The 25975-nt window shown below is 74.1% G+C and carries 21 protein-coding genes and 1 pseudogene; 15 read left to right on the forward strand and 7 right to left on the reverse strand.

What is annotated here, in order from left to right:
- Positions 1-35: 35 nt before the first annotated feature.
- Both IG64_RS41295 and IG64_RS29690 read left to right on the forward strand, forming a co-directional pair.
- A pseudogene (locus IG64_RS41295) lies at positions 36-389 on the forward strand (aldo/keto reductase); the annotation flags it as partial.
- Between the two features lie 5 nt (positions 390-394).
- Positions 395-5593, forward strand: coding sequence for a hypothetical protein (locus IG64_RS29690; RefSeq protein WP_037861746.1), 5199 nt, complete (start codon positions 395-397; stop codon positions 5591-5593).
- A 58-nt stretch (positions 5594-5651) separates the two neighbouring features.
- On the opposite strand, the gene IG64_RS29695 is transcribed toward IG64_RS29690, so the two are convergent.
- Positions 5652-6587 carry a LysR family transcriptional regulator gene (locus IG64_RS29695; protein WP_037861747.1) on the reverse strand — a complete coding sequence of 312 codons (936 nt, stop codon included), beginning with the start codon at positions 6585-6587 and terminating at the stop codon, positions 5652-5654.
- An 86-nt stretch (positions 6588-6673) separates the two neighbouring features.
- Positions 6674-7408, reverse strand: coding sequence for a nitroreductase family protein (locus IG64_RS29700; RefSeq protein WP_037861749.1), 735 nt, complete (start codon positions 7406-7408; stop codon positions 6674-6676).
- A 135-nt stretch (positions 7409-7543) separates the two neighbouring features.
- On the opposite strand from IG64_RS29700, the gene IG64_RS29705 reads away from it, so the two are divergent.
- Positions 7544-8047: an Lrp/AsnC family transcriptional regulator gene (locus IG64_RS29705; RefSeq protein WP_037861751.1), complete on the forward strand. Its 504-nt coding sequence runs from the start codon at positions 7544-7546 to the stop codon at positions 8045-8047.
- A 192-nt stretch (positions 8048-8239) separates the two neighbouring features.
- Here IG64_RS29705 and IG64_RS29710 read toward each other — a convergent pair whose 3' ends face one another.
- On the reverse strand, positions 8240-9454 hold the full coding sequence (locus IG64_RS29710) for a beta-ketoacyl-[acyl-carrier-protein] synthase family protein (protein WP_037861752.1): 1215 nt from the start codon (positions 9452-9454) through the stop codon (positions 8240-8242).
- Between the two features lie 522 nt (positions 9455-9976).
- On the opposite strand from IG64_RS29710, the gene IG64_RS29715 reads away from it, so the two are divergent.
- Together IG64_RS29715 and IG64_RS29720 are read left to right on the forward strand one after the other, a co-directional pair.
- On the forward strand, positions 9977-10687 hold the full coding sequence (locus tag IG64_RS29715) for a DUF4232 domain-containing protein (protein ID WP_037861754.1): 711 nt from the start codon (positions 9977-9979) through the stop codon (positions 10685-10687).
- Between the two features lie 114 nt (positions 10688-10801).
- Positions 10802-11191, forward strand: a complete 390-nt coding sequence (locus IG64_RS29720; RefSeq protein WP_037861755.1) for a VOC family protein — start codon at positions 10802-10804, stop codon at positions 11189-11191.
- A 47-nt stretch (positions 11192-11238) separates the two neighbouring features.
- Here IG64_RS29720 and IG64_RS29725 read toward each other — a convergent pair whose 3' ends face one another.
- The gene (locus IG64_RS29725; RefSeq protein ID WP_037861756.1) at positions 11239-11997 is read right to left on the reverse strand and encodes a DeoR/GlpR family DNA-binding transcription regulator; all 759 of its coding nucleotides are present in this window, start codon (positions 11995-11997) and stop codon (positions 11239-11241) included.
- Between the two features lie 121 nt (positions 11998-12118).
- Between IG64_RS29725 and IG64_RS29730 the strand changes: the two genes are divergently transcribed.
- Positions 12119-12859: an NUDIX domain-containing protein gene (locus IG64_RS29730; protein ID WP_051813494.1), complete on the forward strand. Its 741-nt coding sequence runs from the start codon at positions 12119-12121 to the stop codon at positions 12857-12859.
- Here the strand turns inward: IG64_RS29730 and IG64_RS29735 are convergent.
- Positions 12817-13749, reverse strand: coding sequence for an NmrA family NAD(P)-binding protein (locus tag IG64_RS29735; RefSeq protein ID WP_324609595.1), 933 nt, complete (start codon positions 13747-13749; stop codon positions 12817-12819). The genes IG64_RS29730 and IG64_RS29735 overlap by 43 nt on opposite strands.
- A gap of 62 nt (positions 13750-13811) precedes the next feature.
- Between IG64_RS29735 and IG64_RS29740 the strand changes: the two genes are divergently transcribed.
- On the forward strand, positions 13812-14414 hold the full coding sequence (locus IG64_RS29740) for a TetR/AcrR family transcriptional regulator (protein ID WP_037861760.1): 603 nt from the start codon (positions 13812-13814) through the stop codon (positions 14412-14414).
- A 120-nt stretch (positions 14415-14534) separates the two neighbouring features.
- Here the strand turns inward: IG64_RS29740 and IG64_RS29745 are convergent, their stop codons facing one another.
- Positions 14535-15500, reverse strand: a complete 966-nt coding sequence (locus IG64_RS29745) for an alpha/beta fold hydrolase (RefSeq protein WP_037861762.1) — start codon at positions 15498-15500, stop codon at positions 14535-14537.
- Positions 15501-15777: 277 nt separating this feature from the next.
- On the opposite strand from IG64_RS29745, the gene IG64_RS29750 reads away from it, so the two are divergent.
- Complete coding sequence (locus IG64_RS29750; protein WP_037861765.1) at positions 15778-16446, forward strand: response regulator transcription factor; 669 nt, start codon at positions 15778-15780, stop codon at positions 16444-16446.
- A 364-nt stretch (positions 16447-16810) separates the two neighbouring features.
- Here IG64_RS29750 and IG64_RS29755 read toward each other — a convergent pair whose 3' ends face one another.
- The gene (locus IG64_RS29755; protein WP_037861767.1) at positions 16811-17686 is read right to left on the reverse strand and encodes an SDR family oxidoreductase; all 876 of its coding nucleotides are present in this window, start codon (positions 17684-17686) and stop codon (positions 16811-16813) included.
- A gap of 367 nt (positions 17687-18053) precedes the next feature.
- Here IG64_RS29755 and IG64_RS29760 point away from each other — a divergent pair, with 367 nt between their 5' ends.
- From IG64_RS29760 to IG64_RS29790, 7 genes are all read left to right on the forward strand, one after another.
- Positions 18054-18758 carry an RraA family protein gene (locus IG64_RS29760; protein WP_037861770.1) on the forward strand — a complete coding sequence of 235 codons (705 nt, stop codon included), beginning with the start codon at positions 18054-18056 and terminating at the stop codon, positions 18756-18758.
- Between the two features lie 201 nt (positions 18759-18959).
- Positions 18960-20420 (forward strand): hydrolase, encoded by a 1461-nt coding sequence (locus tag IG64_RS29765; protein WP_037861779.1) that lies wholly within the window; start codon positions 18960-18962, stop codon positions 20418-20420.
- Positions 20421-21308: 888 nt separating this feature from the next.
- Positions 21309-22169, forward strand: coding sequence for a helix-turn-helix transcriptional regulator (locus tag IG64_RS29770; protein ID WP_107474397.1), 861 nt, complete (start codon positions 21309-21311; stop codon positions 22167-22169).
- Between the two features lie 101 nt (positions 22170-22270).
- Positions 22271-22636: a DUF4440 domain-containing protein gene (locus tag IG64_RS29775; RefSeq protein ID WP_037861782.1), complete on the forward strand. Its 366-nt coding sequence runs from the start codon at positions 22271-22273 to the stop codon at positions 22634-22636.
- A gap of 253 nt (positions 22637-22889) precedes the next feature.
- A complete protein-coding gene (locus IG64_RS29780; RefSeq protein WP_037861785.1) occupies positions 22890-23249 on the forward strand; it encodes a hypothetical protein in 360 nt (119 codons plus the stop codon).
- 178 nt (positions 23250-23427) lie between these two features.
- On the forward strand, positions 23428-24390 hold the full coding sequence (locus IG64_RS29785; RefSeq protein ID WP_037861787.1) for an ABC transporter ATP-binding protein: 963 nt from the start codon (positions 23428-23430) through the stop codon (positions 24388-24390).
- Positions 24387-25928, forward strand: coding sequence for an ABC transporter permease (locus tag IG64_RS29790; protein WP_234438654.1), 1542 nt, complete (start codon positions 24387-24389; stop codon positions 25926-25928). The genes IG64_RS29785 and IG64_RS29790 overlap by 4 nt, the downstream gene beginning before the upstream one ends.
- The last annotated feature ends 47 nt before the right edge of the window (positions 25929-25975 follow it).

A 25975-nucleotide genomic window follows, 5' to 3' on the forward strand; every position in this document is an offset into this window, starting at 1 on the left:
CCCGGGCCGGCGCGGGAGCGGAGGCGGTTCACGGCCCCACCGACGAGGCGGAGAGCCTGCGCACGCTGCACGCGGCTCCCGGCCTCGGGGTCACGCACCTCGCCACCGCCGGCGTGTACGGCGAGGGCCACGACGAACGGGTCGCCGGCCGTGCCGTCACCGGTGAGCCGACGGCGCCGCACCCCGCCCGGTGGCCCTCCTCCCGTACGCCACGGCCGGATCGGGCGGTCGTCCGGACCGCACCGCCCCGAGCCCGGCGGAACCTCCCCGGCCCGCCCGGTGATCCAACGGCGGGTGAACCCGGCATGGCCCGCGGGTGTGGGCCGGACGACGGTTGGGGCCCGTACCCGCGCACCCCCCGTCCCGGGCCTGATCAGCCATTACGTTGAAACCCGTGCGCACACAGCAGCAGCCCGGGAACGGCACGGCCAAGGACGACCAGCAGGGCCGCCGCCCCTCCCGTCTCCCCGGGCCGGCGCCTTCCGGAGCCCCGTCGCCATCCCTGCTCGCCCTCCAGCGGGCCGCCGGGAACGCGGCCACCACCCGTGCCCTGCGAGGCCGAGGACGGCAGCCCGCGCCCGCCATCAACGAGAGCACCGAGCAGGGCCTCGCCCTGCCGCCGTACCTCGCGGACCTGACCGCGGCCGGACTGTCCACCGCGTACGGCCTCACCGGACACGCGTTCGTGCGCGAGGCGGTGACCCGGGCCGTCGGGCACGGCGGCGGCACGGTCGACGAGATCGCCGCCGAACTGGCCGGGCGGCCGGAGACCTTCTTCGGGCAGGGCCGTGCCTTCGCCGTCCCGGGCGCGAGCGGCACCCAGTGGTTCGACGTCACCGTCACCGTCTCCCGCGCCCCCGACGACGAGCCGCCGCTCTTCCTGCCCGCCAAGGACATCGAGACGGCCGTCCCCGACCAGTACACCGCACCCTTGGCGCCACTGGACGAGGCCGTCGGCAAGGACACCAAGGTCGACGTCCAGCACAACACCGCGGCCACCGCGTCCACGTCGGCCGGCGGATCCTCGAGCCACGGCCTGGGCGGCACGGCGTTCGGTCTGGCGCCCGTCGCCCCCGGGCTCTGGCTCGGTGCGGCGGCCACCGCCGGCGTGCACCCCTGGCAGTCCTCGCGGGAGACCCGCGGCCAGCGGAACGTGGCCGAACCCCGGGTGCTGCGCAGCGACTCGGGCTCGGTCGAGGTACCGCGCAAGATCCGGTACGGCGTCCGGGTGCGGAGCCACGACGGCACGGAGGTGTGGGCCACCAGCGGGCCCGGCACGCTCACCCAGCGGGTGCCCACCGAGCACCTGGTCCCGGCACGCGGCGGCCCGCAGGCCGACGTGCGCCGGGTCGGCCCGGACACCGCCCGGCGCGTCTCGCTCGCCGACTCCCTCGCCCCGCTCGGCGTGACCGACACCGCCGCACCGCACCAGGGCGGCGGCGGACTGTTCGACGCGGTCGCCTCCGTCCTGCACCCCTCCCTGACCGCACCCGGCGCACCGGGCCGCGCCCGGCTCTACGCGGTCACCTCCACCACGAGCGTGCTGGAGGACCTGCCCCGGCTGCTGCGCGACGGTGTCCTCGGCGAGGACCTGGAGTCCAAGGACGGCAGGACCGCGGGCAGTTACCGGATGAGCGCGCAGATCACCGGTCTCGCCCCCGCCTGGAGCACCGGCAAGACACAACTGCGCACCCACCAGCAGACCCAGCACACCGTCACCGACACCGCGGGCAAGGGCCGGGCGCTCGCGGGCGGGGTGGGCCCGGCGGCCGGTGTCGGCGCCGCCGGCAACGCGGCCGTGGTGCGCGGCACCGTCATGCCGGTCGCGGCCGCCCGCTCGGCGCGGTTCACCGTGGCCGAACAGAGCGTGACGAGCCGGCAGGGCGCCGAGGTCCGTGGCGAGAAGGTGCTCTACCGCGGCACCGTACAGCTCACCGTGGAGGGGACGGGCCCGCGCTCGGCCCGCTCGGTGCTGAACCCCCGGGCGCGGGTCGCCGTGCACACGATGGACGTGCTGATCAGCCTGCGCGCCGACGAGGCGCAGGACCTGGGGCTGCAGCTGCCCCCCGGCGTGCGGGCCGGCGAGTTCGTCAGGAAGCCGACGCGGACCGTGGTGGACGCCGAGGGCCGCGAGAAGCAGGAGGAGGTCGAACGCCACCTCCCGTTCGGGGCCATGGGCTCCAGCGTCGCGCTCAGCGCCCTCGACACCCGGCCCATGATCCAGGCCGTGCAGCAGCTGTTCGTCGTCGACCCCCGGCTGGCCGGCTATCTGCCCTCCTTCGGCGCCGACACCGCCCCGACCCCCGCCGACGGCGAGGAGGCAGCCGCCCAGCGCCACAACCAGCGCGAGCTGATGGCCGCCCTGTCCGAGACCAACCTCCGTGTCAACAAGGACCAGTTGCTGTCCACCGGCATCCGGGTGCGGCTGCGCCGCAAGAGCACCCTGCACTCCCACGACGTCCAGATCCGGGTCAAGGGCACGCTCGGGAAGGCCGACTACCTCGGCGACACCGAGGACTGGCTGGTGCGCAGCCACTCCGGAGTCACCAGCAACTCGCAGAGCGGACGCAGCAGTACGCGCTCGATCGGCGGCATGGTCCTCGGCCAGGCCCGGCTGGCCCCCGGCGCCCTGACCGCCTCGGCCCGCTACGACCGCGGCCGCAGCGGTACCCGCCGCAACCAGGCGGGCCCCACCACCCGGACGGACGTCCTCACCAACGGCTCCGAACAGGCCGCGACCTTCGCGGCGGCCCTGCGGCTGGACGTGCACGTCACCATGACCTCCCGGAAGCGCAAGCTCGCCCGCGGTCTCACCGTCGGCTCCCCCGGCCGGGACGCGCCGGAGCCCAGCCGGCTGGTGCGTCTGCACCTGGGGGAGCAGGACGTACGGCTGCGGACGGCAGCGGAGTTCACCCTCGACGACGCCGGGAAGGAGCGGCTCGACGAGATCGGCGCGCCGGCTCCCGGTCCCGAGACCGCGGTGGCCGCCGAGGGCATCGGCGACCTGGCCGGCCTGGTCCCGGCCCCGGCGACCGGGCAGGCCGTGCGCGACTGGCAATTGGTGGAGACCGTCGGCGACGGACAGCCGCTGCGGGACCTCGCCTTCGGGCTGCTGTCCCGGGCGGCGGCCCGTGGCCGGGCGGGACACGAGGACCCCGCGCTGGCCACCGAGGGGCTGGCGCCGCGGCTGGCGATCGAGGAGCGGCTCAGTCCGCAGGCGATCACGGCGTCGCTGCGGCAGGCCGCGTCCTCCGGCTGGGTGGTGAAGAACCTGCGCTACCCGCGCCGCCTGGCCGCGCTGAACGGCGCCGTCGGCACCCGGCTGGCGCTGGCCAACCCACGGCTGCTGCACGAGGGCGCCGGTCCGGGCACCGAGACGTTCGTGCTCGGCGGCCATCAGGCGGCCGGACAGCAGGGGACGGCCACCACCAACTCGGTGCAGTTCGGGGTCACCGGCATGGAGAGCGGCACCCACTGGCGCGCGGCCGAGGGACTGTCCGGGCACCGGAGCTGGGGCGAGAGCCGGACCGAGGCCACCGCCCTGTCCGGCACGGTGGAGCGCAACGCCCACACTCCCCGCAAGGCCCCCCTGTACCTGGTGCTGTGCGACCTGCTGGTCACCATGGTGGCGGAGGTCAAGGTCACCGGCGGCGGCCCGTACACGGCGTCCGCGGCCCGGACCCTGCCGGCGACGGCCGCCGTGTGGCTGACGGCCGGGCAACTGCGGGCCGCGGGCGTGGACCTTCCCGAATCGGCGCGCAAGGCGCTGAAAGCGGACGGGCCGGGGACCGGGGGCCGCCCCGCGGCCGGGGACACGGGTGCGCGGGAGCGGGCCGCCGACGCGACCGCGACCGGGAACACCGCACCGTCCGACCGGACCGCGACGGGGGGCACCGCCGAGCGCGAACGGGCCGCCACCGGGGCCGGGAACACGGCGGCACGGGATCAGGCCGCCACCGGCGCCGCGGACACGGCGGCCGGCTCCCGGCGGCAGTCCGCCGCGGCCCTGCCCGCGTCCCTCCCGCTCGGCTTCGGGATGATCGAGGACCTGCCCGCCTTCGTCCCGCTGCTGGAAGGCCTGCGTGCGAACCTGGGCACGCGCCACCGGAGCCTGGCCGCCGAGCTGCTGCCCAGACAGCAGCTCAAGGACCGCAACGACAACGTGCAGCGGCTGCTGCGCGTCCTGGACCGGGACGGCGCAGCCGGTCTGCTGGGAAGCGCCATGGACGGCGGGGTCACCGTCGAGCTGTTCGACGGACGCCGGACGCCCTACTGGGCGGTGTTCAAGGTGACGCGGTTGGGCGACGGCGTCACCGAGGGCGCGGCGGACGACGGCCGCGACATGGAGTACATCACCTCGGCGGTCGCCCAGGAGGCCACCGCGCGGGAGCAGGGCGCGACCACCGGCGCGGAGCTGACCGTCGGCGCCGGCGGCCGGCCCGACGGCGGGGCCGGGCAGTTGAAGAGCACCGGTGCAGCGGGCGGTCTCGGCATAGGCCGGGGCGCATCGCACCGGCAGGGCTTTGCCGCCCGGGGCCAGCTCGGCATGAAGACGGTCGCGGAGGCCAAGACGGCCCGGTCGACGAAGCTGCGGCTGCCGGTCACGGCCACCCTCGAACTCTACGAGGGCGACCGGCGGATAGGCCTGGCCTCCACCGGCCGGACCGCCTTCACCTACCGCATCCTGGACAACGACCTCAAGGCACTCGCCCGGGTGGCCGCCCCCCGCAGGACGGCCACCACCGCCCCGCCCCCCGGCGCGCAGGAGGCCCGCCCGGCCCGCCTCGGGGCCTGGCGCGCCCTCGGCGCGAAGCTGCCGATGGAGGCTCAGGTCAACGGCTTCCAAGGCGCCCCGGCCGTACGGCGGCTGGTCACCGAGACGGTCGGGGCCGCGGGCGGTGACCCGCGGTACCGGGAAAAGGGCCAGTCGGCCGCGTACACCCTGAACGAGGCCCTCTCCACCGAGTGGCTGACCGCGGCGCTGCCACTGCTGACCTCCTCCGGAGTGGACCTTCCCCCGGTGCACGCCACCGGGATCGAGGGCCAGGACCTGCACGTCTCCCTGCACGCGCGGCTGCGCCGGGGACGGGTCCTGGGCGTGGGCGACAAGATGACCTTCGAGACGGTCGGCCAGAGCAGCCTGGACGCGCCCCGCCCCACCCAGACGGACGGCCAGAGCTCCCACGGCCAGGGCAGGTCCGCGCTCGGCCGGTTCGGCGGCGGGCTGGTCGACGCCGACCAGTTCCGCCTCAACCAGCTGACGGGCACCAGCGGCGGTTCGGGCGGCGCGGCCGACGGGGCGGTCAACGCCTCCGGTTCGATGCCGTTGCACAAGCCCAAGCTGGAGTCGGTCCTCGTCCAGTTCTCGCTGGGCGTACGGGTGGTGGCGCGGGTGGACAACCGGGTGCGTCCGTCCCGCACGGCCACGGCCGTACGGGAGCTGTCACTGCCGCAGCCGGTGGTGGTCCGCATGCCGGCGCCCATGGTGCGCCACATGCTGACCACGCAGGCCGCGTATCTGCTGGACCCCGCCGACCACCTGGGACTCCTGGGGCTCCGCAGGGCCGCCGCACCTCCTCCGCCGCCGAACTGAACGGGCCGGGCGCGCCCTGGACCGCGCCGCACACCGCGGGACTCGGGACCGGGGGCGCTCAGCGCGGAGCCACCCAGTCCGGCACCCAGGTCCCGGCGGCGCCGTGACCGGCCGGGCCGGCGGTGAGGTGGGCGCGGAGGGTGGTCAGCGCCGGGTGGGGATTGTCGCGGTGCCACAGGAGCGAGTGCGGGTAGACGGGCGTCGGGCCGGTGACCGGGATACGGCGCAGGCCGTGGCCGGCCGGCCAGACGAGGCGGGTGTACTCGCCCATGAAGGTGGCCAGGGCCGGGGTGTCGGCGACGGTGTCGAGGAGCGCGTCCGAACCGAAGTTGGGCCCACTCGCCTCGATGGTGAGGCCGAACTCGGCGACGAGGTCGTCGTAGTAGGCGGCCCACTCGGTGCCGGGGACGATCCCGGGCATCCAGATCCGGTGTCCGGCGAGCTGCGCCACGGTCAGCGACCGGGCGCCGGCCAGCGCGTGGGCGGGGCCGGTGAGGAGCTGGAGCGGCTCGTCGAGCACCCGGACGGACTCGATGTCGTCGGGAAGGGGCCGCCCGGGCACGGCGACGGCGCGGAAGGACGCGTCGACCGTGCCGGAGCGGAGCGCGGCGAGGGCCGCGTCGATGTCGAACAGCATCACCACGTCGAGGTCGATCCCCGGGTGCGCGCGGTGGAAGCCGCGCATCAGGCCCGAGGCCGCGCCGCGCGAGTTGATCACGTCCACGCGCAGCGGACGGCGGCCGGTGCGCACGGAGGCGGCCGCCCGCTCGGCGACGCGCAGCAGCTCACGCGCGTGGGGCAGGAACGCCTGTCCGTCGACGGTGGGCTCGGCGCCCCGCGGCGTGCGGGTGAACAGCCGCACCCCGAGGTCGCGCTCCAGGGCGGCGACGCGCTTGGAGACGGCCTGCTGGGTGATCGACAGGTCGGCGGCGGCCTTCTGGAACTGGCCCGAGTCCACGACGGCGACGAAGGTGCGCACCGCTTCGAGGTCCATGCCGTGCCACCCCAGATCCCGTCGTCACGTTCCCGTCCGCCGCCGATTCCACGACAGGAGCCGGTGAGCCACCGAGGGTACCCCCTCTACAGGACCGGCCTTCTGCGCGGCGGGGCCGTCGGCCGGTCGTGCCCGGGCCGGCCGCCCGGGCTCTCGGCGATCGCCTCCGCCAGCGGCTTGCGTGCCAGGTCGGGCACCTCGCAGTCGGCCGCGGCGTAGCCGACGGGGAAGAGGATGTAGGGCCGTTCGTTGCCGGGCCGCTCGCAGATCTCGGTGAGGAAGCGCATCGGGTTGGGCGTGTGGGTCAGGGTGCTCAGCCCCATCGCGTGCAGGGCGGCGATGAACAGGCCGCACGCGATGCCCACGCTCTCGTTCACGTAGTAGTTCTTGCGCAGCGAGCCGTCCGGCAGCACCGTGCTCTTCTCGGCGAAGCAGACGACGATCCACGGCACGACGTCGAGGAAGGACTTGTCCGCGTCCGTCTCCAGACGCGCGAGCGCGGCGCGCCACTCGGGCGGGATCCGCCCGCCCTCGTAATTGACCTTCTCCTCCTCCTCGGCGGCGACCCTGATGCGGTGCTTGGTCCCGGCGTCACCGATCACGGCGAACTTCCACGGCTGGAAGTGGGCCCCGGAGGGCGCGGTGTTCGCGGCGGCGACGGCGAGGTCGACACACGCGCGGGGGACCGGCTCGTCACTGAAGAACCGCACGCTGCGCCGGCGGTCGAGGAAGGACACGAAGTCCTTCCCCCGCCGGACCATCTCGGCCTCGTCGTACCGGTCGGGCCGGTAAGGGACGAACGGGTGGGTGTGCTGCCTCACGACTGCTCCTCGTGGACCGGGGCCCACAGCGTGGACCCCCGGCAGCCGAATGGGCAACAGACTCCGCATGCCGTTGCTAATCTGACAGCGAACGAGGCGGGAGCGTGCCTCACAGGCCGCAGATCGGCAGAAACGGTGGCACGGCAGGGACTCGACGCGCTGGACGGCCGGATGCTGCGCCTGCTGCGGGAGCGCCCGCGAGAGGGCCTGCTGGAGATCGCCCGCCGGCTCGGCGTCGCGCGCGGCACGCTGCAGGCCAGGCTCGACCGGCTGACCCGCTCCGGCGTGGTGACCGGCTACGGACCGGACGTGGACGTCGCCGCTCTGGGCCACGTGGTCCACGCGTTCACCACGTTCGAGGTGGACCAGTCCGCCCGCGAGGCCATCACCGCCCGCCTGCGGGCCGTGCCGCAGATCGTCGAGGCGCACATCGTGACGGGCCCCGGCGACATCTGGTGCCGCATCGTGGGCGTGAGCAACCAGCACGTGCAGCAGGTGATCGACCACGTCCTGGAGGTTCCGGGCGTCCGGCGCAGCACGACGGTCATCGCGCTGAGCGCGGTCATCCCTCACCGGGTGCAGCCCCTGGTCGACGAGGTGGCCGGTCTCTCCGGGGACCAGGACGCGCACCTGCGTTAGAGCTGCGGACAGAAGCGGGTTCCGGTCAGCGGGCGGTGTCCGGTGCGTGCGGTCGCCAGGCGCCGGAAAGTCCTTGTGGCGGAGCTGCCAGGGCCTTTTGGCAACGCGGCCAGGGCGCGTGCCGGGCGCCGCCCGCCGGGGCCCGCTCCTGTCCGCAGCTCTCAGTCCGGCGGTGCGCTCACCGCCTCGTCCTCACGTGGTGAGGACGAGAGTGACGTTGTGCCCGCCGAAGCCGAACGAGTTGGCCAGCGCGGCGGACCACCGCCCGGTGCGCCGCTCGCCCCGCACCACGTCCAGTTCCACGCGCGGGTCGAGTTCGTCGAGGTTGCGCGTGGCCGGCACCGTGCCGTCCGCGAGCGCGAACAGCGCCGCCATGGCGCCGACCGTTCCGGAGGCGCCCACCATGTGACCGGTCATCGACTTCGTCGCCGTCACCGCGGCACGGGTTCCGATCACCCGGCCGATCGCCTCGGCCTCCGCCAGGTCACCGGACTCGGTGGAGGTGGCGTGGGCGTGCACGACCCCGATGTCCGCCGGGGCCAGCCCCGCGTCGCGCAGCGCGAGTTCCATGGCGAAGGCCTGGCCCTCGGCGTCGGAGGCCGTGATGTGGTGCGCGCTCGAAGTCACGGCGCTGCCGGCCAGCGTGCCGCGGGCACGTGCGCCACGGGCCCGGGCGAACTCGGCGCGTTCGAGCACCATCATCCCCGCGCCCTCACCCATGACGAACCCGGACCGCCCGACGTCGAACGGGCGGGACACGGCCTCCGGGTCCGCCGACCGCGTCGACAGGGCCTTCATCTGGGCGAACGCCGCGAGGGTGAAGGGGTGCAGGCACGCCTCCACCCCGCCCGCGACGACCACGTCGGCCCGCCCGCCGCGGATCAGATCCTGTCCCAGGGCCAGTGCCTCCGCCCCGGACGCGCAGGCGCTCACCGGAGTCCTGGCGCCGCCCTTCGCGCCCAGGTCCATGCTCACCCAGGCGGCCGGCCCGTTGGGCATCAGCATCGGGACCGCGAACGGGGACATGCGGCGGATCCCGGCACGTTCGAAGACGTCGTCCTGCCCCAGTGTGGTGAGGACGCCGCCGGTGCCCGTGCCGATGACGACGGCGAATCGTTCCGGCTCGACCTGCGGAGTTCCGGCGTCCCGCCAGGCCTCGCGCGCGCTGAGGAGGGCGACCTGCTCGGCGCGGTCGAGCTTCCTGGCCTCGGTCCTCGGCAGCAGGGAGGCGGGATCCACCGTGAGCCCGGCCGCGACGTGCACGGGGAGGTCCGCGGCCCACTCCTCCTCCAGGAGGCGCACCCCCGATCTGCCCTCCAGCAGCCCCGACCACGTCGACGGCGCGTCGGCCCCCAGGGGCGTCATCGCACCGACGCCCGTCACCAGCACCCGATGGTCACGCGTCACGCCAGTCTCCTCCAACTGTGCGGATCCTACAGAGCACCTGACGTGCCCTCGGGGTGATCATTCCAGCCTGCGGACGACGAGTCAGGAGAGGAGGTGACCGAACCAACGGCGAGAGATTGTCTCCTTCCTACAAACCATGGGGGGCGTGGCAGTGTCGCCCGGCGAGCGGCCCCGGCCCCGGCCGGCCCCAGGTCCCGCCCGGCCCCGGGGGCTGGGCGTGGGTGTGCCCGCCGCGCCTGGGACACTGGTCAAGATCCACCGGGTCACGGGTCTGTCCCAGCGGGTGGTGCTCTCCGGCGGGCGCGAAAGGGGCGCTTGCGGTGGCGGCGTGCGTCGTGCGCCGACGCGTGTCACAGGGATGTATCAGCGGGCGCTGACGGGGAACGGCTCACCGTGACCGACCAGTCCTGTTGGTCAGAATCGCTCGCCGGTACCGAGACTCCCGCCGACGCCCGCCGGCTCGCACGGAGGGTACGGACTCGTACCGAACGGCCGGTCCCCACAACCGAACTGAGGAAAACGATGCGCGTTCACAAGCTCACCTTCGCCGCCCTGGCCGTCGCCGCGAGCCTCTCGCTCACCGCCTGCCAGAACGACGACGGCGGCACGACGGGACAGAGCGACCCGTCGGCCGCGTCCACCGCGTCCTCCTCGGACGGCGGGACGGGAGCGGGCGGCAACTCCGGTCAGGGCGGCGGGGCGCAGGACTCCGAGGGTGCCGGCTCGGCCGGGAGCGGCACGGCGGGCAAGAACTCCTCCGGGCAGGGCGCCGCCGCGGGCACCGGATCCGACGCGGCGGGCACGACCGGCAGGACCGCCAGGTGCCGTACCGACGAGCTGGAGATCACGGCGGCGGACAACACCATCGACGGCGACCCCGCCCGGACCGTCGCCGTGACGATGAAGAACCGCGGCGGCCGGGCCTGCACGATCTCGGGGTACGCGGGCGTCGACCTGAAGCTCAAGGAGGGCTCGCTGTCCGCGAAGCGCACGGGTGAGAAGGCCACCTCCACGGTCCTCAAGAACGGGCAGTCGATCGCCTTCGGCATCCACTACCCGGCCAACGACACGGGCGGCTCCGGCGTCCGCGTCACGGGGCTGCTGGTGACGCCGCCGAACGAGACCAAGACGGTCACCCTCGCGTGGCCGGGCGCTGCCACACTGCCCGTCACGGACAGCACCACCTCCCAGGTGACGGTCGGCCCGGTGGGCAGCGCCGGCCAGGGCGGCTGACCGCACACCCGGACCGCACACCCAGGCAGCCGCACGCCCGGCCCGCGGCGGAACTCGCCGCACCCCGCGCGTTCGACGCCGCCGCCCTGCCGCACCCCCTGAGAGGATCGGGACATGGCTGACTCATCTGTGCGGATCAATGCCCTCATCGTCGACGCCGCGGACCCGGAGCGGCTCGCCCGGTTCTGGTCCGAACTGCTCGGCAGGCCGATCGTGGGCCGTACGGGACCGTACGTATGGCTGCGGCGGGAGAACGACCTGGGCCTGGGCTTCCAGCGGAACGCCGGGCCCAGGAGGGGCAAGAACCGCCTGCACTTCGACGTCAGTTCGGCCGACCCCGCCGCCGAGCAGCAGCGGGTCGAGGCGCTGGGCGGGCGCAGGCTGGAGGAGTACGCCGACGGCGGGTTCCTGGTGATGGCGGACCCCGAGGGCAATGAGTTCTGCATCATCCCCGAGGGACCCTTCGAACTCGACGACGAGGGGCGCGCGGACTATCTCGGCTGACCGGCACTCGCGCAGGGGGCCGCGGGCGGGGCGTCCGCAGCCGAGTGTCAGACGGCCGCCAGGATCTCCACACCGAGCGCCCCGAGCTGTTCGACGACGGTGTCGCGGGGATCGGCGTCGGTGATCAGGCCGCTGATCCTCTCCCAGGGCAGGACGCGGAACGGTGAGGCCGTGCCGATCTTCTCCGAGGAGGCGAGGACGTAGGTTTCCGCGGCCCGTGCCGACAGGGCGCGCTTCATCGCCGCCTCGTCGGCGTCTCCCGTGGTCAGCCCGGCCTCGGGGTGCACCCCGGTGACACCGAGCAGGAAGACGTCCGCGGAGACGTTCTGCGCGGCCTCGACCGCGGCGGCACCGCACGTGACCGCCGAGTGCTTGAAGAGGCGCCCCCCGAGCAGGAACAGCTCCGCCCGGGGATGGTCGAGCAGCGCCGCGGCGATGGTCGGGCTGTGGGTGATCACGGTGCAGGAGAGGTCCCTGGGCAGCGCGCGGGCGACGGCGAGGGCGGTGGTGCCGCCGTCGAGGATCAGCGTGCCGCCCGGCCGCACCAGCCCGACGGCCGTCGCGGCCACCTTCCGCTTGCCGTCCGGGGCCACCGCCTGCCGGGCGCCGTAGTCCGCCACTGCCGGGGAGACGGGCAGCGCTCCGCCGTAGACCCGCTGGCACAGCCCCTCGGCGGCGAGATCGCGCAGGTCGCGCCGCACGCTGTCCTCCGAGATGCCCAGCTCCGCGGCGACTTCCTTGGCCACGATCTTTCCCTTGCGGGCGAGCAGACCGAGCAGGTGCTCACGCCGTTCAGCAGCCAGCATTCACGTTTCCCCTCATCCAGACCCCCGGCGTTGATGCTCGTGCCTGTTCTTGCACGTTTCTGCATGTATCTTAGCGCCTGTGACCGACCATCCCCAGCTCGTCGTCCCCGAGGAGACCCCTGTGACAGGCCGGCCGGGCATCGACATCCCCGACCACCGCGGGCGCACCGGCCTCGACCGGGCCGGCCGCGGCCTCGACCGCAACCCCGGTGTCCGGGTACGCGACGTCGAACTCACCTCCCAGGGCTGGCACGTCCTGCGCCGCACCACCTTCGACTACCGCCGCCGCGACGGACGGTGGGAGACCCAGCAGCGCGAGACCTACGACCGCGGCAACGGCGCCGTCGTCCTGCCCTACGACACCGACCGCGGACGCGTCCTGCTCACCCGCCAGTTCCGCTACCCGGCCTACGTCAACGGCCACCCCGACGGCATGCTCGTCGAGGCCGCGGCCGGGCTGCTCGACGCGGACGACGCGTACACCGCGGTCCGCCGCGAGAGCGCCGAGGAACTCGGCGTGACCCTCGGCCCCCTCGCCCACGTCCTCGACGCGTACATGAGCCCCGGCTCCGTCACCGAGCGCCTCCACTTCTTCGCCGCGCCCTACACCCCGGCCGACCGGACCGGCACCGGCGGCGGACTGGAGGAGGACGGCGAGGACATCGAGGTCCTCGAACTCCCTTTCCGGCAAGCCCTGGACATGACCCGCGACGGCCGCATCGCGGACGGCAAGACCATCCTGCTCCTCCAGTGGGCGGCCCTGCACGGACCGTTCGCCCCGCGGCGCGACGGGCAGGAGCCGCTCACCCGGGGCGAAGTTCAGCTGGACGGGGCCGGGGCGTGCCCGAACGCGCCCGCGTGATCGGCGACCCACCGGGAGAACGTCCTCGGCGGCACCCCGAGGACGTCGGACACGGCCGAGGTGACGTGGGCGGGCCTCCCGAGCGTCGCACACCAGGCGGCGAGCAGCATGTCGACGACCGGGCGCGGCGCCTTCCCCTCCGTCCGGGCGCGGAACTCCTCCGGTGACAGCTCGCTGAACCTGACCGGGCGTCCCAGGACCTTCCCGATGATCTCCACCTGCTCCGCCTGGCTCAGCGACTCGGGGCCGGTGAGGACGTAGTCACCCCCGGCGTGCCCGTCCTGGTACAGCGTCCGCGCCACGACGGCCGCGACGTCCCGGTCGTCGACGGGTGCGGTCTCGGCGGCGCCGTAGGGCCACCGGACGACGTCGCCGGTGCGGACGGCGGGACCCCACCAGGCCGACGAGTTGGACGCGAACATCCCCGGCCGGATGACCGTCGACTCGACTCCGGCGGCCGCGATGAGCCGCTCGATCCCGGCATGGAGCTCCGCCATGGGGTTCGGCTGCTGGAAGAACGGGTGCGGTGTCCGGTGCGGCGAGGAGAGGAAGACGACGCGCCGCGTGTGGGCCGCCAGCCGCTCGACCACCGCCTCCGCGGTCGCCGGCGGCGCGGTCCACAGGAGGAAGACGGCGCCGGCGCCCCGCAGCGCCCCGTCGAGAGACGCGGGCACGGTGAGGTCACCGGTGACGGCTTCGACGCCGGGCGGCAGCGTCGCCGCCGCCTCGGGGCGCCGCGTGAGGGCGCGGACCGGCACGCCCGCGCCGAGGAGCTGGTCGATGACGGCGCGTCCGATCCGGCCGGTGGCCCCGGTGACGAGCACCGGTGGCCCGGGGGTTCGGGTCGGCGGGGAGGAGGGGTCCGCTGCGGGAAGGTCTGTCCGAGTCACCAGCGCATCAAAGCGTTACCGAGTTAAAAAAGCAACCCGGTTAAGAATGTTATGCTGAGCGGGTGATCGAGCCGACGGGGCTGCGCGCCCGCAAGAAGGCGCGGACCCGTGACGCCATCGCCGAGGCGGCGGTCTCCCTGTTCCTGGCGCGCGGATTCGACCAGGTCTCGGTCAGCGACGTCGCCGCGGCGGCCGAGGTCTCCAAGCCCACCCTCTTCCGGTACTTCCCCACCAAAGAGGACCTGGTGCTGCACCGGTTCGCGGACCACCAGGGCGAGGCCGCGCGCGTCGTGCGTGAGCGCCGCCTGGGCGAATCCCCGATGGCGGCGCTGCACCGGCACTTCCGGGCCGGCCTCGACCGGTACGAGCCCGTCACCGGCCTGTGCGACCATCCCGCGGTGGTGGACTTCCACCGTCTGGTGTTCACCACGCCGAGCCTGGCGGGGCGGCTCACGCAGTACCTGCTCGAGGACGAGCAGGCGCTGGCGGAGGCCCTCGATCCGGGCCCGGACGTCCAGGCACGGCTGAGAGCGGCCCAGGCGCTCGCGGTCCAGCGGGTGCTCGCCCGCACCAACTGGCAGAAGATCGCCGACGGCCGGACCGCCCGCGACGTGCACCCCGAGGCCGTCACCGACGCCGATCAGGCCTTCGCCCGGCTGCGGTGACGGGCCGGCTCCGGGCCCCTTCTGCGTCGAGCGGACCGAAAGGCCTCGTCCACCCGGCCGCTGCGGACGATCCCGCGCGGCGGGGTGTCCACCGGCCTCCCGGCGAGGGGCCGCGCCGCGTCACGGGCGCTGCGGGCAGGAGCGGAGGAAGTCGAGGAGGGCCGCGGTCACCTCGTCCGGGCGCTCCTGCTGGGTCCAGTGTCCGCAGCCCGCGAGTTCGACGGGCGGGCGCCGCAGACCGGGCATCCGGTCGGGAAGGCTCGCGATGAGTTCGGGCGCGCCGGGGAAGGCGGGCACGGGGTCGCGGTCGCCGTAGACGTACAGCGCCGGCGTCGTCACGACCGCGTCGGCCCACGGCGCGGTCAGTTCCCAGTTGCGGTCGAGGTTGCGGTACCAGTTGAGCGCACCGGTGAACCCCTCGGAGAAGCTCTCGGTGAGCGCGTCGAGGTCTTCCTCGGTGAGCCAGCCGGGCAGCGTCTCGGGGTCCGGCATGGCCGCGAGCCAGCCGCGCTCCGGGTCGACGAGCGGCTGCTTCACACCGCCGGGAGCATCACCCGAGGCCGAGTAGATGAACTTCCGCAGCGCTGTGCGCGTGTCCCGCCCGAACTCGGCGTCGGCGACACCGGGGCGGTCGAAGTAGTTCCAGTAGAAGCGTCCGCCGAACGCCCTGTCCATGGCGGCCAGCGGTGGCTCCTTGCCCCGGAACGGCGGCGGCACACTCAGCCCCGCCACCCCGAGGACCATGTCCGGGCGCATCAGCGCGGTGTGCCAGGCCACCGGTGCCCCCCAGTCGTGCCCGACGACGTACGCCCTCTCCTCGCCCAGCGCCCGGACGAGCCCGACCACGTCACCGACCAGGTGCAGGATGGTGTACGCCCCGACGTCGGCGGGGTGGTCGCTGCGGCCGTAGCCGCGCTGGTCCGGGGCGACGACGCGGAACCCCGCCTCGGCCAGCGGACCGAACTGGTGGCGCCAGGAGCGCCAGGACTCGGGGAAGCCGTGCAGAAGCACGACCAGGGGGCCTTCGCCCTGCTCGGCGATGTGCAGCCGGATCCCGTTCACATGGACCACGCGGTGTTCGACCATGGGCCGAGCGTACGCGCGTCACCCGACGCAGGGGGGCGCCTTCCCGGCGGCTCGGCTCCCTTTGCGCCGCCACCGTTCAGGGCCTGTCCCGCGGATCAGGCCGCAGGGAACTCACGGCGCCCGACCGGTTCAGGTCAGCGGGGGCCGGCGTGTGCCGCCGCGAGGCGGAGGGGGAGTCGCCGCGGCGCGCCGGCGAGTCGAGGCAAGGCCGCAGGTGGGCGTGCGGGGCCCCGCGTCGGGGTCGTGTTCCGCCGGACAGGGCCCAGAGTCGGGCGCCATGCGCATACTCGTCGTGCAGCACGACCCGGACCTCGCGGAACTGATCTCCGGGTGTCTGCTCCGGATCGGCTTCGACACCGACACGGCCGCCGGCCTCGCCGACGCCGACCTCAAGTTGCGCGGGAGCGCCTGCCACGGCCTCGTGGGCGACCGGGCGCAGCCCGACGGAGACGTCCTCCGCCTGGTCGCAGCCCACCGCCGGGCCGGCTGGACCCGCCCGGTCCTGATGCTCACCGCGGTCGATTCCTCCGCCGAACGGGTGACCCTCATCGAGCAGGGCGCCGACGACCACCTGGTCAAGCCCTTCACCACCGCCGGCCTCACCTCCCGTGCGCTCGCCCTCTTCCGCGCCCCCGTGGTTGTCGGCCAGGCGTCCCGGCTGCGCTTCGGGGACCTGGAACGGACCGCGCACGACGGCCGGTTCACCCGCGCCGGGGTGCCGCTGTCCCTGACCGTCACCGAGGAGGCGGTCCTCCGGGCCCTGATGCTGGCGAGCGGCGCGCTGGTCACCCGCGACCGGCTGGCCATGTGCTGCGCCGGCGACCGGCACCCGCCGGACTCCGACGCGGTCGACGCACTGATCGGCCGGCTCCGCCGCCGGCTCGGCCACCCGGACCCGGTCCGGAGCGTCCGCGGGATCGGCTACCGCCTGGTCGACCCCGCCTGAGAACCGCGGACAGAAGCGGGTTCCGGTCAGCGGGCAGTGTCCGGTGCGTGCGATCGCGCGGCGCCGGAAGGTCCGTGCAGCGGAGCTGACAGGGCTTTCCGGCAACGCGGCGGGGGCGCGTGCCGGGCGCCGCCCGCCCGGGCCCACTTCTGGTCAGCTCTGCGACAGCGCCCTCGGCGGACCGGCCGGGAGGCCCGGACCCGTTCCCGCGTCCGAGCGCGCGGCCGCCGGCGGAGGGGGACCGGCGACGACGGGCGCCCAGCGGCACGGGAGCCGCCCCGCACGCCGGGCTGCCGCGGCACCCGAAGCCCCGGCCCGGCCCGCACCGGGAGCCGCCTCGCACCCCGTACCGCCCCGTGCTGGATCACGGGCCGGCCTGGTCGGCCCGGCCGCCGGCGCCCAGCGGCCCCGTGGTCCCGAACGGCTCGCCGGCCGTGAGGCGGGGCAGTTCGCGGCGCGCCACCCAGGTCACCACAGGCGGCATCCCGGCACGTACGAGCTGGGCCGCCCGGAGCCACCGCGGTACGTAGACGGACGGGCGGCGCCGTTCGACCGCGGTGACCAGCCGGTCCGCCACGTGCCCGGCGCCGTACACCTTGCGCGCCGGCGGCGGCATGTGGCCGCGCAGTTCCCGCAGCGCCGGGTGCCGGTCGGAGTCGCGGATCATGTCGGTGTCGGTCCAGTTGATGTACGCGATGCCGACGCCCACGCCCCGGTGGGCCACCTCCGCCCGCAGCGAGTGGGCGAACGACTCCGCCCCGGCCTTCGAAGCGCAGTACGCGCTCATCATCGGGGCGGCGCCGAGGGAGGCGAACGACGCGACCTGGAGGAAGTAGCCGCGGGTGCGGAACAGGTCCCCGAGGAACGTCCGGGCGGTGACGGCACTGCCGATGAGGTTCACCTCGACCACCCGGCGCCACACGGCGGGGTCGGAGCCGGCGAACGGGCCGCACTCGGCCACGCCCGCGTTGGCGATCACGACGGAGGGCGGGCCGAGCCGCGCGCGGACGGACTGCCCGGCCCGGGCCATCTCCCGGTCGTCCGTGACATCGACCTCCCAGTACTCGCTGATGCCGGGCAGCGACGCCTTGAGCCGCGTCAGCAGCCGCTTCTCATGCCCGAGCAGCGCCACCTTCGCTCCGCGCGCGGACAGTTCCCGGGCCGTCGCCGCGCCCAGACCACGTGCCGCTCCGGTCACCACCGCCGTCCGTCCGCGCAGGGGGTCCTCGGTGACCGGCATGGAACGGTTCCTCTCACACGGCGGTGTCCGTCCCGCCCACCGTAAGGACGGACGGCCCCGACGGCACGCCGGCAGCCGTCGCACGGCTCGGCGCGGCGCCCCCGGCGGGCCGGGAGACCGGCCCGGCGGATGCCCGGGCGCGGGGCGCGGGGCGTACCGTAAGGTCCCGCCACGTGGGGTTGGAGCAGGGGGGACATCGTCGCTCGGGCGGACACCGCCCCGCCCCGCCGCGTGCGCGCCGCCGCCGGCGGTCCGGCCGGTGTGGCCGCGGGCCGCGGGCGACAGCACTCGACCGCGATGACCAGCCGGCACCACCGCCTGCCGGCCGACCTGCGCGGCGGGCACACCGAGAGCGAGGAGAAGCCTGATGGACACCCGGGAACTGCAGCGCCTCTACGCGGACCTGACGACCCCTCACGTCGCCGACGCGATCACGCGGCTCGGCCTCCCCGTGCGGCACGCCCCCGCCGGCGTACGTCCGCTGTGGACGGGCTCCCACATCGTCGGCCCCGCCCGTCCCGCCCGGCACTTCGGCAGCGTCGACGTGTTCCTGGAGGCCGTCGAGCACGCCCGCCCGGGGGACGTGCTCGTGGTCGACAACGGCGGCCGGGACGACGAGGCGTGCGTCGGCGACCTCGTCGCCCTGGAGGTCCAGCGCGCCCAGCTGGCCGGAATCGTGATCTGGGGCCTCCACCGCGACTCCCGCGAGCTGCGTGACATCCGCCTGCCGGTCTTCAGCCAGGGAGCGCTGCCCGTCGGCCCGCAGCGGGTCGACGCCCAGGAGCCGGACGCGCTCACCCGTGCGCGGTGCGGCCACGCCACGGTCACCGGCGAGGACGTGGTGCTCGGCGACGACGACGGAGTCCTCTTCTTCCCCGCCGACCGCGCCTCGGACATCGCCGGGACCGCCACGGCCATCCGCGACACCGAACGGGCCCAGGCCACCCGGATGCGGCTCGGCGAGACCCTCCGCGAACAGACCCGGTTCACCGACTACCTCGCCGTCCGCGACAAGGAGGGCATCACCTTCCGCCGGCACCTGCGCGCCCTCGGCGGAGCCGTCGAGGAGTGACCGGCCGGGAGACGGCGTTCCCGGCCTCCCGGAGACCGCACGGCCGCACCCTTCGGCCGCCCGCCCCGCGTGCGGACGGGTACCGGCGACCGTTCGTTCAACGCCCGTGCGCAGCGAGGGCAGTTGACCCCGCCCCTTCGGGCATTCATCATGCCCCAGGGCTTACTGACTCGGCGCCATTGCCACGTTTAACGTCCGGGAGTGAGCCTCTGGACTTCCCTCGAACCCGCCTCCGCGACCGTGGACCCGGGTGGTACCACGACTGTGCGGCTGCGCCTGCGCAACACCGGTGACGTGGTGGACGAGTACCGCTTCGAGGCGGTGGGCGCTCTCGCACCGTGGGCCACCGTGGAGCCGCCGTCGCTGCGGTTGTACCCGGGGACGACGGGGTCGGTAGAACTGACGTTCGCTCCGCCGCGTACGCCGGACGCGACGGCGGGGCCGAATCCGTACGCGGTGCGGATCACGCCGACGGAGCATCCGGAGGCGACGACGGTTCCGGAGGGGAACCTCACCATCACCCCGTTCACCGAAGTACGGGCGGAGTTGATACCGCCTACGGTGAAGGGCCGCTTCCGCGGCCGTCCGCGACTGGCCGTGGACAACGTGGGCAACACGAAGCTGACGGCTTCGGTGAGCGGCAGCGACAACGGTGATCAGTTGTCGTACGGCATACATCCGAGCAACGTGCAGATCGAACCGGGCCGTGCGGCGTTCGTGAAGACAACCCTGAAGCCGCGCAAGATCATCTGGTTCGGGTCGGCGGAGCAGCGCCCTTACACACTTGCGGTGCAGCGGTCGGGTGTGCCGCCGCTGGACGTGGAGGGCACGTACGTGCAGCGGGGTCTCCTGCCGCGCTGGCTCGCGGTCTTCCTCAGTGTCTCCACGGCGCTGGCGATCACCCTCGTGATGCTGTGGATCTCCCACCAGCCCCGGGTCAGCACCGCCGCCACCGAAAAACTCCAGGAAGCCGGCACCAGCACGCTCCAGCCCGCTCCCGCACCGCCCCCGAAGGTGTCGGCGGCCCCGCCCTCCGACGCCGTCACGGCACCCCCGGCCCCGGCCCCGACCCAGCAGGCGGGCGGATCCGGAGGGGGAGACGAAGGCGCGGCGGGGGGCGGTGGGTCCGAGCGGCAGCAGAAGAAGAAGGAGAGCAAGGCACCGGAGAGGACCGCGGCGACCGCCGTCCAGCAACTCGCCGCCGGGGATCCGGGCGGACGGCACATCTGCTACCGGGTCTACACGCCGGGCGACGGCTGGTCCGACGCCGTGTGCGACGGCGAAACAGCGGGCGCGGCCGGCTCGGGGATGCCGATCAAGGCCGTCAACATCGCCGTGTCCGGGACCAAGGGCACCTCCAGCGGCGCCTTCGTCCACGACCCGGAGTCGACCAATGGCGAAGGACACTTCCCCGAGCCGTGGTCGAATGCCGTCGACGGCATCGACAACTACGTCGGCAGCACGGAGAAGGACGCCCCGAGCATGCTGGGCTTCACCATCAACGTCGACGGCGGCAAAGGCACGGTCTGCCAGTCCTCCTACGTCCACAACGACACCTGGCTCGGTCTGGCGTGCGACGAACCCGGGACCGGGTACGACTTCACCTACGCCGGCACCCACGACAACGCGTCGTGGATCGAAGCGGTCAAGCTCAGGGTGTGACCCGGACCGCCGGCGCCGAGCGTCGACCGGCGGCGGTCCCTCCGGTCCGGGGTGTGAACGCCCGGCGAGGCTCGGTGGGGCTCGGTGACGCCCCGCACGGCGGGGCGAGCCGGCGCGGGGGACACGGTCCTCCTCGCGGCGCACAGGCTTTCGAACTGCGACGGTCGCCCTGACCTGATCGGTCGCGAGGCGTCCACCGGCAAGCTCCGGCTCCATCCCGGCAAGAAGGGGTCCCCCGGGCCACGCGTGCTGATCGGCTCCGGCGCTGGAACTCCATGAGTTCCCTCGTCGCCGTCGGGACTGGTCGGCCGACGGCCGTGCGGACCTTCTCGCGACGAGCGGCGACCGGCTGGTCCAGCACCGGGGGCTGGGCACGGGCGGCCTGCGGCGGGGCCAGTGGGACAACGCCAGTTGGCGGGGTCTGGACAGCGGCCCTTCTGACCTGCCGGACCCGTCGCCCCGTACGGGCCCGGAACCGCGGGGCCGGGCCCGTACGGGTGTGGCGGGACTCAGAGCTGCGAACAAAAGTGGGCCCCGGCGGGCGGTGTCCGGCACGCGCCCTCGCCGCGTTGCCGGAAGGCCCTGGCAGCTCCGCTGCAAGGACCTTCCGGCGCCTTGCGATCGCACGCACCGGACACCGCCCGCTGGCAGGGACCTTGAAATGGGCGAAAGGCACTGGGTTCTCCTTGGATCGATCTGTTTTCTCCGCGCGTGGGGCGCGGGGCGTGGGGTGCGGTGCGTGCGGCGTGGTTGCGGTCGTCTCCGATGGCGACAGCGTTGGCGGGGAAGGGCCTGCGTGCACGTCTCCAGAGTGAGCGCTGCGGGCCGGCGCAACCAGGGGATGTCATCCCCTGGGTCGCCGCCCCGGCCGCGCGCAGAATGGGGGCCATGGGTTCTGCGAAATACACCGAGCTGGGGTCCTTTCTGCGGTCGCGGCGTGAACGCATCCGCCCGGCGGAGGTGGGCCTCCCCACCGGGCCCCGCCGCCGGGTGCCCGGGCTGCGGCGTGAGGAGGTCGCCCAGCTCGCCGGGGCATCGGTGGACTACTACAACGAGCTGGAACGCGGAGCGGGATCCCAGCCGTCGGAGCAGATGATCGCCGCCCTGGCCAGGGCGCTGCGGCTGAGCGCCGACGAACGCGACCATCTCTACCATCTGGCCGGTCGCCCGGTGCCGGTGCACGGCGGGGCCGCCTCCCACGTCCACCCCGGCATGTCCGACCTGCTCCAGCGCCTGACCTCGACACCGGCGCAGGTCATCACCGACCTGCACGTCACCCTGGTGCAGAACCCGCTCGCGGTGGCCCTGCTCGGGGACCAGTCCGGCTTCCGCGGCGCCCGGGCCAGTTTCGTCCACCGCTGGTTCACCGAGCCCGGAGCCCGGCAGCTCTATCCCGAAGCCGACCACGACGCCCAGTCCCGCGCCTTCGTCGCCGATCTGCGGGCGGCGGCCGCACGGCGGGACGCGAAGGACGCCGAGGCCTCCTCGATGATCAGCACGCTGCTCGACACCTCCTCCGAGTTCGCCGCCCTCTGGGCCGGCCATGAAGTGGCGTTCCGGCGGGACGACCGCAAGCGCCTCAACCACCCGGCGATCGGTCTGATCGAGGTCAACTGTCTCAGTCTGTTCAGTGAGGACGGCCGGCAACGACTGCTCTGGTTCACCCCCGCGGTCGGCACGGACAGCGCCGGCCTGCTCGACCTGCTCACGGTCATCGGCACCCAGGACATCGTCGACTCGGCCCGCTGAAGGGCGCGGTGCGTGCCGCGGGCGCGACGCGTCACCGTGCCCTCGCCGCCGCGGAGGGCCGCCCGCCGTGTCCTGGCCGGCAGCACCCGTAGGCTTCCCGCATGACCGACGAGAGCGAGCGTGCCGTGCAGGCGGCCGTCGAGGGGGAGATGCGGCTCCTCGACCCCGTGGTGCGCGCTTCCCCGGACCGGGTCCTGGCGCTTCTGGACCCGGAGTTCACCGAGATCGGAGCTTCCGGGCGCCGCTGGGACGTGGAGTCGATCCTCACGGTGACCAGTGGCGGCTCGGTGTCCGCGGAGTCTCCCGTCGAGGTCAGCGAGGTGTCCGGGGTCGTCCTCGCTCCGGGCGTCGTGCACCTGACGTACTTCGCCGACCACCAGGGCCGTCGGGCATGGCGCAGCTCTCTGTGGCGTCTGACCAGGACGGGCTGGCGGCTGTACTTCCACCAGGGCACCTTGACCGGTTGAACGGGGGCCGCGCACCTGCCGGTGCGACGATCTCGCGGCGCCAGGTCCAAGACCTCGTCGACCTCCTGCCGGCTCGTCCTGCGCGCGATGCGCGGCGGGGGGCGGCTCCGGCGGGGGACTTCCCCCCGGTGCCGGACGCCGCCGTGCTTCACCCGCCCTCCATCGTCCCTCCAGGGCGTACGGCCATGGTGGTCCAGGACAGCCGTACCCCTGTCCGCACGGGATGACGAACCACAAGGGAGGGCCTCCTGCCATGGCGCCCGCGTCGATCTCCCCCCTCGGTGAGGTGCTGCACGACCTCCTCACCGCCCGCACTCTGCGCGAGCGCAACAAGGAACTCGCCCTCGCCCTGGTCGCGGCGGTCAACCGCGGCGAGGACGACAGCCTCACCAGAGACTGGACGGCCCCCGCCGGACCGGGCCGGCGCGCCCTGCCCGCCGGGCTCCGGCTGACGGTGGAGAGCCTCCTCGCCGACGGTGACGTCGTCGTCCTGCGGGCGACCGCGCGCGCCGGACAGGAGGCCTGGTCGCTGGTCACGGAGTTCCGCTTCGACACCGCGGGCCGGATCGCGTCCCACCACGACATGCTCGTACCGGAGCCGATGGCGACCTGAGCCGTCCCTCCGTCCGGCGTCGGACGGGCCCGTTCGCCGGGCGCGTGCCGAACACCGGCGCCCGCCGGGCTCGTTGACTCCCGTTTGGCATTCCGTTCGCTGAGCGTTCAACCCGTGATCCCTGTCAGGGACGTGTGTGCTTCCTAGGGTGCATGAGGCTTTCCGAAAGAAGGAGCTCATGGACTCACAGCTCGCCATCCGGGCTCGCGGCATCACGAAGTGCTTCGGGGACGTCGTCGCGCTCGACGGCGTCGACCTGGATGTGGCGCAGGGACAGATCCACGGCCTGGTCGGTCCGAACGGCGCCGGCAAGACGACCCTGCTCGGCGTCCTTCTCGGCCTGGCCGTGACGGACAGCGGAAGTCTGGAGATCCTCGGCACGCCGGTGGGCCGTGCGTTCGAAGCACCCGGCGGTGTCGCCGGGTTCGTGGACGGGCCGGGGCTGTACCCCTCGCTCACCGCCCGGCAGAACCTCACCGCGCTCGCCGCACTGCGCAGGGACGACAGGCGGCCGGCGGACGTCGACGACGCGCTGGAGCAGGTGGGGCTCACGGACGTCGCCGACGACCGCACCCGCGGCTTCTCCCTGGGCATGCGCCAACGGCTCGGGCTCGCCGCGGCCCTGCTCTCCGAGCCGCGGCTGCTCGTCCTGGACGAACCATCCAACGGCCTCGACCCGGCCGGGAAGAAGCACGTCCACGGTGTGCTCACCCGGCTCGCGCGGCAGGGGACGGCCGTCGTGCTCTCCAGTCACCGCATGGACGACCTGGAGGCCCTGTGCTCCGAGGTCACGATCCTGGCGACCGGGCGGACCGTCTTCTCCGGTCCCCTGGGCGAGCTGGCCGCCGAGAACCGTGAACTCGACTACCGGCTCGTCACGTCCGACCCGGCGCGCGCCCGCCGGCTGGCCGCCGACGCCCCGGGGATCCGCCTGGTCGACGGCAGCCCGGGACGCCACGACGGGGCGGGTCTCGTGGTGCGCGCGCTGGTGCCCGCCCTCGACGGCCTGGTGGTACGGCTCGTCGAGGAGGGCATCGCGCTGCGCGAACTGGGCCCGCTGGTCTCCCCGTTGGAGGCGGCGTTCCTGGCCCTGACCGAGCAGCAGAGCACCGACGTCCAGCAGCAGGAGACCGGTCGATGACCACCATGTCCCCCACCCCGGACTCCGCCTCCACCCCGGACTCCGCCCCTGCGGCAGACCCCGCCGCCACCGAAGACACCGCCACCGCGGATCCCACCCCCGCGGAGGATCCGGCCCGCACGGAGACCCCGACGCCGCCCGAAGACCCGGCGCCCACGGCAGGCGGCGCGACCGCCGCACGCTCCGAGCGAGCACACAGCACCGCCTCGGGCCGCGCCACCGTCGTCCGGACCTACCGCTTCGAAGTCGTCAAGCTTCTCTCCCAGTGGCGGATCCGCCTCCTGCTCATCGCCTGCTGGATCGCACCGGCGCTCTTCGTGGCTGGGGTGAGCGTGCAGAGCACGCTGCCCACCGACACCCTCTTCGGCCGCTGGATGCACGCCACCGGGTGGGCGGGACCGCTGGTGACGCTCGGCTTCGCGGGCACCTGGGCGCTTCCGCTGCTCACCTCCGTCGTCGCCGGCGACGTGTTCGCCGCCGAGGACCGGCTCGGCACCTGGCGCCATCTCCTCGTCGCCGTCCGCTCGCCCCGGCGGATCTTCGCGGCGAAGGCCCTGGCCGGCCTCACCGTCCTCCTGCTGCTCGTGGCCGGGCTGGCGGCCTCCAGCACGGCCGGCGGGCTGCTGGCCGTCGGCGACCAGCCGCTCGTCGGCCTCGACGGTCATCTGCTCGCGCCGGGCGAGGCAGCCGGCAAGGTCCTGCTCGCCTGGTCCTGCGTGCTCGCCCCGACCCTGGCCCTCGCCGGAATCGGACTGCTCGGATCGGTCGTGCTCGGGCGTTCCCCGATGGGTCTGCTGCTGCCCGCGATCGTCGCACTGGCTATGCAACTGGCCCAGATGCTGCCGCTCCCCGTCGCCGTGCGCCTCGCCCTGCCCGGCGACGCCTTCCTCACCTGGAACGGCCTGTTCACCCGCCCGGCGCAGCTCACCCCGCTCCTCGTCGGCATCGTCGTCAGCCTGCTGTGGGCCGTGACGGCGACGGCGCTGGCGTACGTCCTCTTCCTCCGGCGGGACTTCACCAACCCCACCGACGACGGCGCGGTGCGCCACGCGGTCACCCGGGCCGCGCTGCCGCCGGCGGCGCTGCTCGGTGTGACGGTCGCGGTCGTGGCGGCGACGACCACGGCCGCCGGCTCCGGGATCGACCAGGCCAAGGTGGAACAGGCGCTCGCCACCGAGTTCGCCCACCTGTACCGCATGCAGACCGCCCAGCTCCACCGGCCCGCCGTCACCGAGGCGCAGCTGAGGACCACGGCGGCATGCACGAAGGCCGGTGTCCAGGACGGCGCCCAGGGGGCGGGCAACGACTGGCGGTGCGTCGTCTCCTGGCACCTGCCGGGCGCCGCGGCTCCCGGGTCGGCCGTCTACCAGCTCGACATCACCTCCGACGGGCGGTTCGTCGCGGACGGCGACGGACCGAAGGAAGTCAACGGCTACTTCCTGGTGCGGACTTCGGACCGGGACGCGCCCAACCCGCTCTGGCAGTTCGACGGCAACGTCGACCTGCTGTCCGCCTCCCCCGGCGCCAGGACTCCCTGACCCCGGCTTCCCCGGACGGACTCCCCGAACTCCTCCTCCCGGCCACC

This window comes from Streptomyces sp. NRRL S-340 (assembly GCF_000720185.1).
In the GTDB taxonomy this organism is placed as follows: domain Bacteria; phylum Actinomycetota; class Actinomycetes; order Streptomycetales; family Streptomycetaceae; genus Streptomyces.